Source organism: Winogradskyella sp., from assembly GCF_003712105.1.
GTDB lineage: Bacteria > Bacteroidota > Bacteroidia > Flavobacteriales > Flavobacteriaceae > Winogradskyella.
The window spans coordinates 584479-599344 of the sequence record NZ_RHLG01000002.1; the positions used below are offsets into that span (position 1 = coordinate 584479).

At 34.4% G+C, this 14866-nt stretch carries 8 protein-coding genes; 1 reads left to right on the top strand and 7 read right to left on the bottom strand.

The features are described from left to right. Positions 1-18 precede the first annotated feature (18 nt). The 6 genes from ED556_RS07240 to uvrA all read right to left on the bottom strand — a co-directional run bounded on the left by ED556_RS07240 (position 19) and on the right by uvrA (position 11405). Entirely contained in the window at positions 19-1008 is a 990-nt protein-coding gene (locus tag ED556_RS07240; RefSeq protein ID WP_296321400.1) for a DUF6090 family protein, read from the bottom strand. A gap of 317 nt (positions 1009-1325) precedes the next feature. After that, complete coding sequence (locus tag ED556_RS07245; RefSeq protein ID WP_296321403.1) at positions 1326-2231, bottom strand: hypothetical protein; 906 nt, start codon at positions 2229-2231, stop codon at positions 1326-1328. 184 nt (positions 2232-2415) lie between these two features. Then, on the bottom strand, positions 2416-4827 hold the full coding sequence (locus tag ED556_RS07250; RefSeq protein WP_296321405.1) for a thiamine pyrophosphate-dependent enzyme: 2412 nt from the start codon (positions 4825-4827) through the stop codon (positions 2416-2418). Positions 4828-4982: 155 nt separating this feature from the next. After that, positions 4983-7826, bottom strand: coding sequence for a metalloprotease (locus ED556_RS07255; RefSeq protein ID WP_296321408.1), 2844 nt, complete (start codon positions 7824-7826; stop codon positions 4983-4985). A 7-nt stretch (positions 7827-7833) separates the two neighbouring features. Continuing rightward, complete coding sequence (locus ED556_RS07260; protein WP_296321411.1) at positions 7834-8520, bottom strand: TIGR00730 family Rossman fold protein; 687 nt, start codon at positions 8518-8520, stop codon at positions 7834-7836. Between the two features lie 56 nt (positions 8521-8576). Further along, positions 8577-11405, bottom strand: coding sequence for an excinuclease ABC subunit UvrA (gene uvrA / locus ED556_RS07265; protein WP_296321414.1), 2829 nt, complete (start codon positions 11403-11405; stop codon positions 8577-8579). Positions 11406-11526: 121 nt separating this feature from the next. Here uvrA and ED556_RS07270 point away from each other — a divergent pair, with 121 nt between their 5' ends. Beyond that, complete coding sequence (locus ED556_RS07270; RefSeq protein WP_296321418.1) at positions 11527-12054, top strand: hypothetical protein; 528 nt, start codon at positions 11527-11529, stop codon at positions 12052-12054. A gap of 47 nt (positions 12055-12101) precedes the next feature. Here the strand turns inward: ED556_RS07270 and ED556_RS07275 are convergent, their stop codons facing one another. Next, positions 12102-14834, bottom strand: a complete 2733-nt coding sequence (locus tag ED556_RS07275) for a zinc-dependent metalloprotease family protein (RefSeq protein ID WP_296321421.1) — start codon at positions 14832-14834, stop codon at positions 12102-12104. Positions 14835-14866: the final 32 nt, after the last annotated feature.

The window sequence follows — 14866 nt, forward strand, 5'->3', positions numbered from 1 at the left end:
ATTACTTATAAGCCATTGTCAATCTTTCGTTTTTTGCCATGTTACACTATCATTTTGTTTCAAAATAATCTCATCCTTCTCTTGCGTTATCGTATAAAAAAAGATATGAGTACTGATTAATTTACTTTTCGAAAACATAAAAAATTCACCAGACAAATCAATATTACTTTTATAAAGTAATCTATCGTCTTCTTCATATAATGTTACAACTGCGCCTGGGAAACCTTCAGATACCCAATCACCAATTAGAATTTTTGAAATGTCTCTATCAAATCCTAAAACTGTATAATCTAAAGGCTTATTAAGTAGATTCGCTAGTTCTTTATAACATGTAATCGCACTTTGCATATAATAAATTGCATGTTGAAAATGCTCATTAATCCCTCTTTCAGATAATAATTTGACATTAGCTTTATATCGGTCATCATTTAAAAAATATTCAGCAAAGGCATCCTCATTATATCTAATGGCCCATTTATAGTTATAAATTCGATAATCAAGAATATCTTTAACATACTCACCTATCCTATCATCCAATAAATCTACGTAAGATTTTTTTTGATTGAGTAGATACAATTCTTTCATTACATTACTATATTCTGCAGGTATAGCGCTGTTCATTAGAAGCAATTTATTATACACATTATTAGATAAATCAACTCTATCTGAAGTGCTTGTTAAGCGCCAAAAATCTAGAGTAATATAGCGATAATCTTGTTCCTTTAGATCCGTATTTAATACTAAATGCGTCAAGGAATCTTTTTCTTCGTAAAATGATGCAATATTTCTAACAGAACTAATGTTGGCGGCCAACTCCTCAAATAGTTCCTCAAAAACTAATTTCACTTTAGCTTCTGCATTTTTTTCTTCATTATAATTATTAACTGCCAGAGCAATTAAAATTCCGATCACAACAAGGATGATTTCTCCAATGGCATAAATCAAATACTTACTGAATTTATTTTCGGAGAGTAATCTCTGGCGGATTTTTCTGAAGAACTTAATCATAAGTTTAAAGTTGGTTACTCTAAAGGTATGATAATAAATTAACTATTGATTTTGAAAAATGTAGAACGGTGTTCGTGTATGGTTTGTGTGGAAAATCATAGCTCATTTTCCGTCATTACCGAAAGATAGTAAGTTGTGTGTGATTCTAATTAGGAATTGCTTCGCCAGTTCGCTTCGCTCTTTGAAGTCGTAATGAACTCTAGCCGTTGTTAGGCATAGTTATTTTATTCGATGTATTGGATTTTCTGTTTGTAATTCTATGTTCTTGAGGAAGTTTTGTCAAGTCCATTTTTCTGAAAATGAGAGATGTATTATCATTACCTATCATCTTTTTCAATTAGTCCTGAAGGCGTTACTTTATCCGTATATAGGATATGTGTATATCGATTTGGTTCTTCAGGAAATTTCTTAGATAAAAACATTTTATAAGATAAGGTAGTATTATAAATATTTTCCTTTCTTTCGATAGTGTTAATTTTTAATCCTGTACCATCATTATTTAACATGCTGCCTTCACTAAAAACATGATTAATGGACATGATTTTTTTAGAATCAAAATTAACAGAATCTTTTACCAAGTAACCTCCAATTCTTACTTTATCAAAAAAGGGTGTAAAAGAATTATGCACATTTCCAGTTAGAGTAACTATTTTGGTGTTCGGATATTTATTATGAATGTTGCGTATTTCCCTGTACATGGACGAATCTCTGGTTGAAGATGGGTAAGAATTATCAATGAATTTTAAAATGATTCTTTCATTCTTAATGCTCTTGTGCACTAAATCAAGCCATGCTATACCATTTCTACCATCAAAATTTTTTCTACGAAAGAAATCCAACGCTTTTAATTCGGAAATTGACATCTCGTCTGACAAGTTATTCATAAGTGATGACCGAATTTCCATAGCCATTATCACATTATCTTCATGTTCAGTAATTAGATCACATAACCCATAAGCAAATTCAGCAGGTTCATTTGTTCCGTGCATTTCACCTATCATTAATAGTTCAAAATTTGCTATTTCATCGTAAATCGTGTTGCTCAATTTTGATAAGCTCTTAATTGGTATTGCGCTCTGTTTCAAATCCTTTTGCTCTTCTGTCAATTCTGCAGAATTTTCAATAATATTAGATGTTTCATCAGATGCTCTTTGTTGTACTGTATGTTCTTTACAAGAATGTAATCCAAGCAGAACAATAAATAGAAGTAAGACTTTTTTCATTCATAATGATATTTTAACTCTACAAATGTAGAGAATATATTTAATTTCTACAAATGTAGAATTGGGTTTTAAGTCTTGATTTTCAATTGGCTACAGTGGTCTCTGCTATGAATAGTTGTGGAAAATCACTTATGATTTTCTATTTTAAACGAAAGCTAGCCAAAAGGCTTGAATTAAGTATTTATTACCTCAACCTCGGATAATCCATCGGGCTCACTTCGTGCATTACATCGTAAACGGCTTCAAAAATATCCTCAGCTGATGGTTTAGAGAAGTAATCACCATCAGTACCATATGCTGGTCTATGAGGTTTTGCAGTTAATGTTCTTGGTCTGCTATCCAAAAGCTCATATGCGTTTTGAGTATTTATGACTTCGTTAAGTATATAAGCCGAAGCACCACCAGAAACATCTTCGTCAATGACCATTAAGCGATTAGTTTTTGCTACACTTTTAACAATATCGTGATTAATATCAAGCGGAAGTAATGATTGCACATCAATAATTTCGACATTAATACCAACTTCTAACAATTCTTTAGCGGCTTGCTCTACCAGTCGCAATGTTGATCCGTATGATACTAGGGTTATATCTTCACCTTCTTTAAGTGTTTCTACGACACCAATAGGTGTTTTAAAGGTACCAATATTGCTCGGCATTTTTTCCTTTAGTCGGTAACCGTTAAGACATTCTACGACTAAAGCAGGTTCGTCAGTTTCTAACAAAGTGTTATAAAAACCAGCAGCTTTAGTCATGTTACGCGGCACCAAAACATTTATACCTCGAATAAGGTTTAAGATGCCGCCCATTTGTGAGCCTGAGTGCCAAATACCTTCTAATCTGTGCCCACGTGTTCTTACAATTAATGGTGCTTTTTGCTTGCCTTTAGTACGGTAATATACTGTTGCTAGGTCGTCACTCATTATTTGTAAGGCATACATTAAATAATCGAGGTATTGTATCTCTGCAATTGGTCGTAGTCCACGCATGGCCATACCAATACCTTGACCTAAAATAGTCGCTTCGCGTATACCTGTATCTGCTACACGTAGTTCACCAAATTTTTCCTGTAAACCTTCTAATCCTTGGTTAACATCACCAATATAACCAGCATCTTCACCAAATATTAGTGCTTCCGGATTGGCATTGAATAAAGCTTCAAAATTATCTCGTAAAATAACACGGCCGTCAACATCTTTGGCATCAGTATCGTAAGTTGGTAATACTTCTGTTTGGTCAATTGCCTTTTTATCAGACACACTATATAAATGCGAACTGTACAAGGGTTGTACGCGGTCTAGATATTCTGAAATCCATTGTTGCAATGCCAGTTTCTCGTTGGAGTTTTCTGAAACCACATAGCGCAACGCTTTACGTGTGGCAACAAGTATATCTTTTCTTAGAGGTTCAACCAGCTCTGCTAAGTCATTCTTAAGTTTTGTGATAAATACACCGTTAGCGCTAGAATTTGCCAATTGTTCTAAAAGGCTTATAGCTTGGTTACACTCAACCTTTATGGGATTTATAAACGTGTTCCAAGCTGCTTTTTTACCGTCTCTAACGTCTTTTTTAATACTTTTTTCTAAGGTAATAAGCTCATCATCAGTAGCGATGTTGTTTTCTATCATCCAAAGGCGCATCTGAGCATTACAGTCGTACTCAACTTCCCATGCCAATCGGTCTTTATCTTTATAACGTTCATGCGAACCTGAAGTCGAATGCCCTTGAGGTTGCGTCAATTCTTGAACATGTATTAAGACAGGTACATGTTCTTTTCTTGATATTTGCCCGGCACGTTGATAGGTGTCTATAAGTTCGGGATAGTTCCAACCTTTTACTCTGAAAATTTCGTAACCGTTTGTGCCTTCTTCTCTTTGAAACCCTTTTAAGATTTCAGAAATATTCTCTTTAGTTGTTTGGTGCTTGGCGTGTACGGAAATACCATAATCATCATCCCAAACACTTATTATCATTGGTACTTGCAATACACCAGCAGCATTTATGGTTTCAAAAAACAAGCCTTCGCTTGTACTTGCGTTACCAATAGTTCCCCAGGCAATTTCATCTCCATTTACCGAAAAATTTGTGCTGTCAATTCCGCTGACATGGCGGTATATTTTTGATGCCTGTGCAAGCCCTAATAATCTTGGCATTTGCCCGGCAGTAGGAGAGATGTCTGAGCTTGAGTTCTTTTGCTGTGTTAAGTTTTTCCATTGACCATTTTCATCTAAACTGTGGGTTGTAAAATGGCCTCCCATTTGTCTACCAGCAGACATGGGTTCTTCTTTAAGATCTGTATTGGCATATAACCCTGCAAAGAACTGCTCAATGGTTAATTCGCCAATTGCCATCATAAAAGTTTGGTCACGATAGTAACCAGAACGAAAATCACCATTTTTAAACGCTTTAGCCCAAGCAATTTGTGGTACTTCTTTACCGCCACCAAAAATTCCGAACTTGGCTTTTCCCGTTAATACTTCACGACGCCCAAGCAAACTGCACTCACGACTAGTGACTGCGATCTTATAATCGTTTAAGACTTCGGCTTTGAAATCTTCGAATGTAATCTCAGTTTTAGTTTGTGGGTTGGACTTCATGGATTATAGTGATTTTAAAGGTGCAAAATTAGTCAATTTAGAGGTCTTTTGCAATGCTTAGATATGTTATAATATTGATAAATTCTTAATAATTTCAAAAAAAATTGAAATATTATCAAAAAAATAAAAATAATTAACATTTCAATAAGAATATGTTAATACCATTTACGAGTGAATAAACTGAGTAAAACTTGAGGGTCAACAGTAAACATGAACCTAATTTTTTGGTCGTAATTTGGCTGGCCAATTTCCCAACCATTATTTGAGTAAAGTGGAAAGAATATTTCGAAATAATCTTGTACTAGATTGAGTCTAATACCTGAATCGTAAACAAATTTTGGACTGTTAAATTTGTTTTTAACCAATCCTACATCACCGTAGAGTTGAATATATCTCCATATGGAAGTGCTAAAGTTAGCCGTAGTCATCCATTGGTTTGCAAAGGCCGTGTCTAGCACTGACTTAAATCCGCCTTCAGCAATAATAATCTGTTGACTAAAAATACCTGAAGCTTCGGAACGCCCTAGGTAATTGAAATCGAATAGGTAATCTGTAGGTCTGTCTAAAGCAAAACTGAAAAAATTTGAATCAGGATCAGTATTATTATTTAAGAATGTACCCGCAAAAAATCTGAAATTAAAATTTCTATTATTTTTTGATAGCTTACGGTACTCATAATTAATGGCGAATTTGCTGAAATTACTAGAGACTTGAAAGTCTGCAAAAAACCTTGAGAAGTTTATAATTCCTGGGCTCGACCTTACATAGCGTAGATTTAATACACCATAATCTGGTTCTTCTTCAATCTCATCTATAATGGCATCAGGTCCAATAGTGCGTGCTATATCCACATAACGTAACCGAATTAGATGTCTTTTGTCTGAGCGTAAATCATCCTTATCTCTAAAAGCAAAACTAATATTAGGACGTATTCGTCTAAAAAATGCATCTTGCGCAAAGGATTGGTAACTGGCATCAATACCATAGGTTATATTAAACAGATTGGTGTCATCTAAATTATGCGTATAAAAAATCGTACCTGAGCCTCTAATAGTTTTCGAGCGTGTAGCATATTGTGGTGAGAACTGATAATTAAGTCGTTTCCTTAATATGGTTTTATTATACACTTTTGTACCTAATGTTAACCCATCATAAATGTTTTTAAACTCAACCAATGGCATAAAAAATACTTGATTATAATATGGGTCTTCAACATCTTTAAAAATCCTAAACTGTAGCGGTTTTGACCAAAATGCAGAACCAGTAGTTGACCTATAGTTATCACGTTGATTAAACTCGGGCACAATATTATCGTAATCTAAAACTAATCGGTCAGTACCATAGTTTGGAATTGTATAGGTTTTAGTGCCTTGTATGCTATCTATCCAAATTTTATTAACTACAGTATCATTCTTTAAGCTAAAGAGCGAGATAGGCATACTAACATCGCGCTTATTCTTTATAGTTAATTGAATTGAATCTTCAGTAGTTTTAATCTTAGATAGCTTAAAATCTATTTTTTTGCGTGTATTTATGTAATCGGTAAAAAACCAATCAATATTCTTATTTGTTTTCGATTTAATATAGCTTTCAAATTGCTTAGGCGAAGTATTTGGTTTTAAACTATTATCAGAAAGATAGGCTTTAATCAATGTCTTAAAATCAATATCTTCGGCATAATCAGATAGGTATTTTAGTCCAATACCAGATTTGTATTTCCCGGCAATATTTGCATTGAATTTTGTTAAAGAATCCTTAGATATTGTGATGGCTTGGTCATTATTTTTCCTAGCTGCTTCCATAGAGTACAAGTAGTATTGTGCATTGTAATCTAAGTCTGCAATATGAAATGCTCTAATTCCCCATATGTTGGCTAAAGTTCCAAGAAGTTTACTATCTGGGTGATAATCTTCTACATATTTCATTAAAAAATAAATGGTTAAGCCATCATTAAGCCAATGCTCTTTGCGCGGATTTACCAGGTGAATATTGTAGATATACTTGTTGAGTGCTGTTTTTACAAGCTTAAGTTCATACTGAAAGTTATTTTTAAACGGTCTTAAAAAGCTTGGCAATTGATTTAAACCATACAATGGGTTTTTATTATAATCTACGCCGCTTACTAATAACTTTTCGTGAGGATATTCTCCAAGGTTTTCGGTGAGAAATTTAGTAACTCTATCTGCAACTAACGCTTGAGATTCGGCCGTAATGCCTTTTTCTTTGATATCAGTAATTAACGTAAAATCATCTGTGGTAACTTTACTAAACATATCACTTTGGTTAAGCGATAAGTAATGGTCTACTCGATTATTTCCTTCTAGTTTGGTTGTTTTAAGAGCATTTGAAACCGTAGTTTCAATAACATTCAATTCAGACGTTAAGGTATAATTGCTTGGATAGGTGAGTATTAAACTTACGTTAGACTTTGGTATATATAAATCGTCAATATTTTTATTGCTATAATAATTCCATTTACCATCATAAACCGCAGGAAGCAAATACCAATATTTTAACTCGAAATTCTTTTCATCTGTAAACCCATAATCTGTAAACGAAGCATCGGGTAAAACAATAGAATAGTCAAGTTCTATATTGTAGAATGAATTTGGCAATAATGGTTGAGCTAGTTTAATCTTAATGACATCTACCTGGTTTTCTAAGCGCTCAAAACTTAGGGAATTATTACTATTATCATTGATGCTATTGATATAAGTAAAGCCACGTTGTTCATCTTTTGCAAGATGAAATTTGGTGTTAAACTCTTCTTCGAAACGTTTTGCTAGTGCAGTAGACTTGTTAGAATAACTATGAATCCAATCGTTAAGGTAAATTTCAGTTAAGGTGTCGGAGGTTGTATTCTTATAACTTATAATTTGGGTAATGTCTATCTTCTTTTTATCGACATTAATAGCACCATTTACTGCAATCTTATTTTGAGCTAAACTCAATGCAGCAATTAGAAATAGGTTAAAAGTTATAAGTATTCTTTTTATCAAATTATATTTAGAAATTAGGGCTTAAGTCGTATTCTTTGTAGAATGCATTTAATATTACAATGACTTCTTCTGATGTATCAACAACATGGAATAAGTCTAAATCCTTTGGGCTAATATTTCCTTCTTCAAGAAGTGTATTTTTTATCCAATCCACTAAACCACCCCAAAATTTACTACCAACCAAAATTATTGGGAATGAGTGTATTTTATGGGTTTGAATTAGTGTCATTGCCTCAAAAAGTTCGTCTAACGTACCAAAGCCACCTGGCATTACAACAAAACCTTGTGAGTATTTTACAAACATTACCTTACGAACAAAGAAATAGTCAAAGTCTAAACTTTTATCTGAGTCTATATATGGATTGTCGTGCTGTTCGAAAGGTAATTCAATATTCAATCCAACAGACGTACCGCCAGCTAAATGCGCACCTTTATTACCAGCTTCCATAATACCTGGTCCGCCACCAGTAATAACACCATAGCCATTTTCTACAATGTTTTGAGCGACTTCTACTGCAAGTTTATAATATTCATCCTCTGGTTTAGTTCTTGCCGAACCAAAAACAGATACACATGGGCCAATTTTACTCATGCGCTCAAATCCATTAACAAACTCACCCATGATTTTAAAAATAGCCCATGAGTCGTTTGTTTTAATCTCGTTCCAGCCTTTATGATGATTTTCTTTTCTCATTATTTTGTGGTTGATTGTTTAGTTTGTGTCTTTATTTATGATTGTAATATGACAAATTAGTTTAATTCACGTAACAAAAACTTTGCCGTATGGCTCTTTTTATCTTTAATTAACTCCTCTGGTGTACCCTTTGCTACAAGCTGCCCGCCACCTTTTCCGCCTTCATAACCAATATCTATAATATAGTCAACGGTTTTAATAACGTCTAAATTGTGTTCAATAATTAATACTGTATTACCTTTATCTGCAAGCTTATTTAAAACTTTCATTAAAACATTAATATCTTCAAAATGTAAGCCGGTTGTGGGCTCATCTAATATATAGAATGTATTTCCTGTATCACGTTTACTTAATTCTGAAGCGAGCTTAATGCGTTGTGCTTCACCACCAGAAAGTGTCGTACTTTGCTGTCCAAGAGTTATATAACCTAGTCCAACATCTTCAATCGTTTTAAGTTTCCTATAAATCTTAGGAATATGCTCGAAAAATTTCACAGCTTCCTCAATAGTCATGTTCAAGACATCACTTATGGATTTTCCTTTGTATCTAATTTCTAATGTTTCTCGATTGAAACGTTTGCCTTGGCAAGTTTCGCACTCTACATAAACATCAGGTAAAAAGTTCATTTCAATAACCTTAAGTCCACCACCTTGACAGGTTTCGCAACGACCACCAGCAACATTAAAACTAAAGCGTCCTGGTTTGTAACCACGAATCATAGCTTCAGGAATTTGAGCAAACAACTTCCGAATTTCATCAAAAGTCTTGGTGTAAGTAGCAGGATTACTTCTTGGTGTTCTACCTATAGGCGATTGGTTAATGTCTATTACCTTGTCAATATGTTCCAAACCCTTTACACTTTTGTATGGCATAGGTTTTTTAACCCCATTGAAGTAATATGCATTCAGTATTGGATATAGTGTTTCGTTAATTAAGGTCGATTTACCACTTCCTGAAACACCTGTAACACCAATCATTTTACCTAATGGAAATTCTACATCAATATTTTTAAGGTTATTTCCTGTACAACCTTTAAGAACTATTTTTTTACCATTTCCCTTACGACGTTTTTTTGGAATGGAGATTTCTTTTTGGCCATTTAAATACTCAGCTGTAAGTGTATCGAACTTCAAAAGGTCTTTGGGTGTACCTTCACTAATTATTTTACCGCCATGTTTGCCAGCATATGGACCTATATCAATGACATGATCTGCACGCTCTATCATATCTTTATCGTGTTCTACAACAATAACAGAATTACCAACATCTCTTAATGATGCCAGTGAGTTGATAAGTTTTTCATTATCACGCTGATGTAAGCCTATACTTGGTTCATCAAGAATATAAAGTACACCTACAAGCTGTGAACCTATTTGAGTTGCGAGCCTAATACGTTGCGCTTCACCACCAGATAATGATTTAGAGCTTCTGTTTAATGATAAATAGGTTAAACCTACATCTAATAGAAATTGTACACGACTTTTAATCTCTTTTATAATTTCGCTTGAAATTTTTTGTTGCTTATCGGAAAGTCTATCTAATAGATGTTCTGCCCATTCACTCAATTCAATAATATCCATCATCACCAAATCTGCGATGCTTTTGCCATCTACTTTAAAATAGAGGGATTCTTTTCTTAATCTAGAACCGTGACATTCTGGACATAATTCTTTATCCATAAACTCTTTTGCCCATCTCGCTAAGGATGTAGAATTGGATTTATATTGACTTTCGATAAACTTGGCGACACCTTCAAAATCTATATCATATTTTCTCGAAACGCCAAGTAATTTGCTGTCGACAGTAAATTTTTCTTTTCCGCCATAAAAGATCATGTCTTTTGCTTGCTGCGGAATATCTTTCCATGGGTCACTTAAAGAAAATTCGAAGCGTTGCGCAATAGTATCAAACTGTTTAAAAATCCAACTTTTTTTCTCAGGACCATGTGGTGCTAAAGCTCCATTTTTTATGGATAAAGATTCATCAGGCACTAACTTTTTTTCATTAACGACATATACTTCGCCAATACCATTACACTTTTGGCATGCACCTTTAGGTGAATTGAATGAAAAATTATTAGGCTCAGGATTAGGATAAGAAATACCCGAAGAAGGACACATGAGATTACGACTAAAGTATCTTGGTTCATTGGTGTCTTGATCAATAACCATTAATACATCATCTCCATGATACATAGCTGTATTAATCGATTCCATAAGTCGTTTCTCATTATCCTGAGAGTCATCAATTTTTAGCCGGTCTATAACTATTTCTATATCATGAGTTTTGTAGCGGTCAAGTTTCATTCCTTTTTCAAGGTCTACGATTTCACCATCTGTACGCACCTTAACAAAACCTTGTTTTCCGATTTGCTCAAATAGCTCTCGATAATGTCCTTTTCTAGACCTAACTACAGGTGCTAGAATATTAATTCGCTTTCCGTTATACGCATTTAGAATAAGGTCTCTAATTTGCTCATCATTATAGCTAACCATTTTGTCACCAGTCTCATAACTATAGGCATCTGCGGCACGTGCAAAAAGTAAGCGCAAAAAGTCATAGATTTCTGTAATGGTGCCAACAGTAGAGCGTGGTGATTTGCTTGTCGTTTTTTGTTCTATTGCAATAACAGGCGATAGTCCATCAATTTTATCTACATCAGGGCGTTCAAGATTTCCTAAAAACTGACGCGCGTAAGCAGAAAATGTTTCTATATAGCGTCGTTGCCCTTCGGCATAAATGGTATCAAAAGCTAAAGATGATTTTCCACTACCAGAAAGGCCTGTAATAACAACTAACTTCTCTCGAGGAATAGTGACGTCTATATCCTTAAGATTGTGTACTCTGGCGCCTTTTACTTCTATAAAATCATCGAATGAACCCATTACTTGGCTTTACTTTTTTGAGGATTGACAAAGTTGCAAAGGTACGATTTTTAGTTGTTAATTTAATAGGACATATAGCTACAGAATTACTATTATTGTTACCTAATTAAAACACTATTACATGAAATTATTAGGAATAGGCTCAAGAATAAATCATTCGGACTACGGAAAAGGTGTAGTAACCAATGTGACGTCTCAATATTATTGGGTTACATTTATTGATAATGGGTTAGAGACCATAGAACTTGATTCGGAATTTGAAGTGATTGAAGCAGCTGAAGATGATGTAGATACAGTTAGTTTTTATGAGGTTGAAAAGAGTTTGCGTGATATATTGAAAAAGTGGTCTGATGTTTCAGAAGTTATTAGTATTGGAGATAAATGGAAAGGTGGAAAATTAATTTTAGAACCTGGTGATACTAATTTACAAAGTAAAGAATTGCCTATTGATACCTTTTTCCATAAAATAACTATGGTACGTGACAGACTTCGTGTTATGGAACAAAAGATAAATTCAAGCAAAAATTTGGACGAACAAGAAAAGATTGATTTACAGCAGTATATTACAAGAAGCTATGGCAGTTTAACTAGCTTTAATGTGCTGTTTAAATTGAAGAGTCAACAGTTTGTGGGACAGAAGAGTAAATAAAAAAAGCCGAAGAATTATCTTCGGCTTTTTTACAATTTATACTTAGGTTATTCAATAATAAGTTTTCGTGTAACAGTCTTATCACTATCATTAACTTTCATGATGTAAATTCCTGAACTCACATTTTTAAGAGAGATTTGCTCATTAAAACGAGATGTTGGATCAAATGATCTGTTGTATACTAGTTTTCCGGATATATCATATACATCTATATTTATGTCCTTTCCTGAACCAGAATTAAATTCTAGATTGAAATCCCCACTATTTGGATTAGGATATAGTGCAAAATCATTGAGTTCAAAATCATCTGTATCTAAAGTAATTTGCGTGGTAGTCGTACAAAGCTCTAAAGACCATTCATTAAAGGTGCCACTATCTGAGGTAGCTTGGTCTACAGCAATTACAACCCATTGACCTGAAGGATTTGCATTGATGAAATCGTCATATCCTAATGCTGGAGCGTAAGTTCCAGTTGTAGGTGTGCCACAAACTATTGCAGGTTCATTTTCCTTAAATGTAGCATCTATATCTTCAAATCTTGCGGTATTACATGATCGGTTCCAAACATTGGTAAAATTACCATTTGGGTCTTGAATCTGAAGAATTAAATCACCTGTCCAGCTATGAGTTACATCTACAGAAACTCTCATATCCGTAATCGGAGTTGTTTCAGTTACATTTAATGCTAATGCGACATTCCCTCCAGTATTATCAGGTATAGGTGCATTAGCAACTCCTGATGAGTAAGTGTTACAATCTTCAATAACAGTAACGGTTGCACCGATAGAGAATGACTTAGACATTGCGAAAAAGATGTTTCCTACCGCTTCAATTTTTATTCTACAAAATGGCTCATTAACAGACGGGAATGTAACATTCTCAGAACCATCATTTGATGTGTTACTTACCAAAGTTGTAAATGTTGTACCACCATCAGTTGATAGTAGAATATTTACGTTGCTAGTGTTAATGCCATTAGCCGTAGTACCTGCAACATCCCAAGTAATAGTAGTACTTGACCCTGATGGGAAGCTTTCGTTTGTTGTATTTGGTGCTGTAACTATAAATGGCCCTGTGTTAGCTACAGTAACAGACATGTCGTCTCTGTTTGTTTGCCCACCATTAGGTGATTGGTTATCTCTTACAGTTAAGGCAAAATTCATTGTTCTTGCAACATTTGGAATCACTTCCCATTGTGGAGTTAGATTATCTGCAAGAACATCTTCTATGCGAGGAAAAGTTCTTTCTGGACTTGTAGAAGGCGAAATTGATCTAAACATAGGACCTGTAGTATCTGTTGGACTTGGTTGTCCTGCAACTGTACCTATATCGACTTGTTCCCAACAAAAAGATACTGTACCACCATCTGGGTCACTTCCAGTACCAGTTAATGTAAACGCAGTTCCATATGGAATAGTAAAATTATTACCTGCCTCAACAGTTGGAGGCATATTACCATTACCAGTATTTACAGAACATGTAAGATTCCCAGCATATTGACCAGTTCCAGTAACTCTGTCGTACATCTCATCAATACTAATAGCATTGAAGTGGTCATCACTATTTGATTGGATGTTATCTCCAGCACAGATACCAGCATAGGCCATAATAGTTGTACCACTACCTGGTTCTACTGATGTACTGGCATTTCTATTTCCTCCTGAGCAATTAGCTTGACTACCATTAAACGTATGATTTGCTCCAAAATGATGTCCAATTTCATGAGCTACAAAGTCAACGTCAAATGGGTCTCCAGTAGGATTAGGTAAACCAGTTACAGCACGAGCTTTTGTATTACTAAAACAAATACCACCTAAAGAAGCTACACCGCCACCACCAGTAGAGAATACATGTCCTACGTCGTAATTAGCAGTGCCGATGTTAGTATCGACTATAGTTTGATTTTGAGATAGCATAGCAAACCCATCATTGTTTGTATAACCATCATTTTCAGCCAAGAATATAATGCTCGTTCCAGACATCGTATTGATGTTATCAACTAAAATCATGGTTGCAGATAGATCTCTCTCGTACAATCCATTAACTCTAGTCATAGTTACATTCATTGCTGCAAGTACGGTAGCACGTTTTACTGCATCTGATGCAGCTTGTTGACCAGCAGCATCAACATGGAAGGTTGAATATTCTTGAGTACACGCCAATGCTAGTCGAAACGTTCTAAAAACACTATCATTAGCATTTCGTAAAGAACTAACACTTGCATTTTGTTGAATTTCATTTCTAGTGGTTAACTCATCCGTAAGTTGACATCCAATTCTATCTACATCAGAGTATAGGTTTTCTTTGGCGTAAAGCATATAAGAATTTAAATCTTCTGTATATGGATCGATGTAATAGGTTTTACCAATTGTATATATGACAGCATGAAATCCAAATACAGTTGTACTGAAGCGTATAGTAGTTCCAGGATCATCAATGTTAATTCCCACATACGACTGGATTTCAGGATGCTGAGCAGCAAATTCTGGTTCCATTACAGACGCTTCATAAATCTCATAGCGTTCCATTTCGCCTTTTGCATTCGGAAATGAAACAAATGTATCTGAAGATACATTCAATGAACGGCTAACAGTACTAGATAGTGTTTGTTTTAAGTTGCTAAGTTGTAAATTATAAACATCAAATTTTGATGGAGTAGAGGTTCGCTCAATACGTTGATTTCTCTCAAGCTTAGACGCATTTACTTTTGTCCAAAATGAATTATTTTGAGAAAAACCAATTATCGGAATAAATAAAAGGAGTACGTAAAAATTTTTCATGGCCTTGTTGTTAGACTATAAATTTACAATAT

What these genes read in the sequence shown, in the direction of transcription:
- ED556_RS07240 (WP_296321400.1), bottom strand. Translation starts at nt 1,008, where the DNA reads ATGATTAAGTTCTTCAGAAAAATCCGCCAGAGATTACTCTCCGAAAAT.
- ED556_RS07245 (WP_296321403.1), bottom strand. Translation starts at nt 2,231, where the DNA reads ATGAAAAAAGTCTTACTTCTATTTATTGTTCTGCTTGGATTACATTCT.
- ED556_RS07250 (WP_296321405.1), bottom strand. Translation starts at nt 4,827, where the DNA reads ATGAAGTCCAACCCACAAACTAAAACTGAGATTACATTCGAAGATTTC.
- ED556_RS07260 (WP_296321411.1), bottom strand. Translation starts at nt 8,520, where the DNA reads ATGAGAAAAGAAAATCATCATAAAGGCTGGAACGAGATTAAAACAAAC.
- uvrA (WP_296321414.1), bottom strand. Translation starts at nt 11,405, where the DNA reads ATGGGTTCATTCGATGATTTTATAGAAGTAAAAGGCGCCAGAGTACAC.
- ED556_RS07270 (WP_296321418.1), top strand. Translation starts at nt 11,527, where the DNA reads ATGAAATTATTAGGAATAGGCTCAAGAATAAATCATTCGGACTACGGA.
- ED556_RS07275 (WP_296321421.1), bottom strand. Translation starts at nt 14,834, where the DNA reads ATGAAAAATTTTTACGTACTCCTTTTATTTATTCCGATAATTGGTTTT.